This is a genomic window from Pseudoalteromonas citrea, from assembly GCF_000238375.3.
In the GTDB taxonomy this organism is placed as follows: Bacteria; Pseudomonadota; Gammaproteobacteria; order Enterobacterales; family Alteromonadaceae; genus Pseudoalteromonas; species Pseudoalteromonas citrea.
In genome coordinates this window covers 1-1,638 of record NZ_AHBZ03000011.1, presented here as the reverse complement: position 1 = coordinate 1,638, position 1,638 = coordinate 1, and the positions used below count along the sequence as shown (strand labels likewise).

Genomic DNA, 1,638 nt, shown 5'->3' with positions numbered 1-1,638 from the left:
CCCCCTGTGTCAGGATAGTTGTCGCCTCAGTTTTTCATAAAATAAAACAGGGAGCGGTAAGTTAGTTATGAGTGAAGCATTATCCAGAAGACCATAAGCAAGCAGTCATTAGAAAGCTGGTTGAAAGTGGCTTATCATTAGGTCAATTCGCAAAGCAAGAAAGTATCAACTTATCTACTTTGTATTCATGGCGAGATAAGTATTTAAAAGTAGGGTCTAGTTTGACAGAGAGTAATAGTTTAGATGGTTGGTCACCAGAGCAGAAGTTCTCAATTGTTTTAGAAACAGCAGCATTGAGCGAAATTGAGTTAAGTGAGTATTGCCGTGAAAAAGGGCTTTACCCTGAGCAAGTTAAAGAATGGAGGCAAAGCTGTATTGAAGGTAATCAGACGCAAGCCCAGCAGCGTAAGCAATTAACCCAAGAGCGAAAAGCTGATCGTAAGCGGATCAAAGAGCTAGAAAAAGAGCTTAAACGTAAAGATGCAGCCCTTGCTGAAACCGCGGCATTATTGGTGCTAAGAAAAAAGTTAAATACCTACTGGGGGGAAGACGAGGACAGTTAACCTCACACTCAGATAGACAGTATTACGCATCTTTGATTGATGATGCCGTGACCTCTGGCGCAAGAAAAGAGAGAGCCTGTGAAGAAATAGGTTTGTCTATACGGACGTTACAGCGTTGGCAAGAACAGGGTGAAATCATCCCTGATAAAAGGCCAACAGCGCAAAGACCAGAGCCGAAAAATAAGCTTACAGAGGAAGAGCAACAAGTAATATTAGATATCAGCAACCAAGAGGAATACGCCAATTTAGGGCCGAGCCAGATAGTGCCAATGCTGGCAGATAGCGGGCAGTATATCGCATCTGAATCAAGCTTTTATCGTGTGCTGAAAGCCAATGACCAATTGACTCATCGAGGTAAAGCAAAGCCTAATAATAGCCGAGTTAAGCCTAGGGGGTATACGGCGACAGGGCCAAACCAAGTTTGGACTTGGGATATCAGCTACTGCCCTTCAACAGTAATTGGTCGCTTCTTCTACCTCTACATGATAATCGACATCTTCAGCCGTAAAATTGTGGGTTGGGAAGTTCATGATAGTGAGTCAGGAGAATATGCTGCGGAATTACTTGAACGTACACTCTGGGCTGAGAAATGCGTTAAACAAAATGTTGTATTGCACTCAGATAACGGTAGTCCGATGAAGTGCCTGACGATGCAGGCCAAGATGCTTGAAATGGGGATAATAGGCTCTCGTAGCCGTCCAGGTGTCAGCAATGATAATCCATATTCGGAATCTCTGTTTCGCACGATTAAATATAGCCACCGCTGGCCAAGTGAAGGTTTTAAGCACCTTGAAGATGCAAGAAGCTGGGTGAAAGGCTTCACGAATTGGTACAACAACACACACAGGCATAGTCGTATCAAGTTCGTGACACCCGGGCAACGTCATAGTGGGGAAGATAGAGCGATATTGGCAAAGCGCCGTGAGTTATATAAAAAAGCGCAAGAAAAGAATGCTAACCGCTGGTCAAAGCACACCAGAAATTGGGATGAAATCAGTGATGTGGAGTTGAATCCAGAGAACAAAAGAGAAGCAGCTTAACAGCTCAGGCGACAACTACCTTGAAAAACACCGAT

The 1,638-nt window shown here is 43.9% G+C and carries 1 protein-coding gene; it reads left to right on the top strand.

The window, feature by feature from the left end; all coding sequences use genetic code 11:
• Positions 1 to 71: 71 nt before the first annotated feature.
• A protein-coding gene (locus PCIT_RS00060) for an IS3 family transposase (RefSeq protein ID WP_420492141.1) occupies positions 72 to 1,603 on the top strand; the annotation gives its coding sequence in 2 pieces (ribosomal slippage) (positions 72 to 528 and positions 528 to 1,603; 1,533 coding nt in all).
• The last annotated feature ends 35 nt before the right edge of the window (positions 1,604 to 1,638 follow it).